This window comes from Aeromonas sp. QDB56 (genome assembly GCF_027705505.1).
GTDB classification, from domain to species: Bacteria; Pseudomonadota; Gammaproteobacteria; order Enterobacterales; family Aeromonadaceae; genus Aeromonas; species Aeromonas caviae.
Genome location: NZ_JAPDBZ010000282.1, coordinates 1 through 1,177, shown reverse-complemented (window position 1 = coordinate 1,177; position 1,177 = coordinate 1). Strand labels below are relative to the sequence as shown.

Sequence of the window (1,177 nt, the reverse complement as noted above, 5' to 3'; positions counted from 1 at the left end):
TCAGAAGGCCCCGAGTGTAGCCATCGCTCAAGGCCGGAGGAAAGGGCGTTTCAATAGTCGATTTGGGCAACAACGCCTGGCTTCAGATGCCTTGGCGCCCAAGAAGGCTTTATCTTCATGGGCCGCAGACACCAAAATATTGGCAAACTGGTGCTTCTCGATGGTGCCGAACTTGATGCCTTCTTCCTCTTCAATCTCCTTTTGCAGTTGCGCAACGAAATCCTCATAGGACTCATTGGCCATCACTGTCAGGGTATTGACTTCAAAGCCATAGGGCACCCGCTGCCCCGACTGATCGACAGCCAAACGCAGACCACGGCCAATCTCCTGACGCTTCTTCATCACCGAGTTGGTTTCGTTGAGAGTACAGATTTGGAAAACGTTAGGGTTATCCCAACCCTCTTTCAGTGCTGAGTGTGAGAAGATAAAGCGCAGCTTGCTATCAAGTGACAGCAGCTTTTCTTTATCTTTCATGATCAAGTTATAAGCAGATTCATCTGCTGCGGTATTTTTACCGTCACCATTCTTGTCAAATTTTGACTCAGCAAACTGCGGGTTACCTGCCGCATCTTTCTTTTTATCTTGCGCAAAATAGCCATTATGAACACAGCGAGCCAGTTCCACTAACGCCTGTTCATTGATAACCTGCTTACCGGAAGCGTCCTGCTCCCATAGCTCGGGGTACAACACCCGATACTTAGGCTTACGCAGTTGCGCTTTAAATTCATCCTCAAACCACAGGGCAAATTTACCCTGTACCACGGCGCCATCTGCATCGTAGCTGCGGTAATTGGCCACTTTATCGATAAAAAAGAGTGATAACACTTTGATACCATGGGCTTTCAGAATCGCCGCATGGTCGCTTGCGGCCGCTCCAGTGGTCAGTTTTTGGTAAAATTTCAGCTCTTTATTGAGGTGCTCTTCAACGGTTTTGCTCACTTGCAGCCGTTTGAAGGTGTCCGCATCCACCTCACCGATGGCATTGCCCAAGGGAGGGTGCGAATAAGCACCCTCCACAACGAAACAGAAAAATTTAGTTCATTAAATTCAAATACTTACAAGGGCGCATTTTTATGTTTGGTGACTTATTCGCACCTTCCTTAGCTTGTTTCTCTGACTTCGAGCACCACAATTGCTCTGTTTTACGATATTCAATACGAACCGCCGGAATAGCGCC

At 47.8% G+C, this 1,177-nt stretch carries 1 protein-coding gene; it reads right to left on the bottom strand.

Going from position 1 to position 1,177, the window contains the following annotated elements; genetic code table 11:
• Positions 1 to 27: 27 nt before the first annotated feature.
• Entirely contained in the window at positions 28 to 990 is a 963-nt protein-coding gene (locus tag OKB81_RS20410; RefSeq protein ID WP_270805439.1) for a hypothetical protein, read from the bottom strand.
• Between the last annotated feature and the right edge of the window lie 187 nt (positions 991 to 1,177).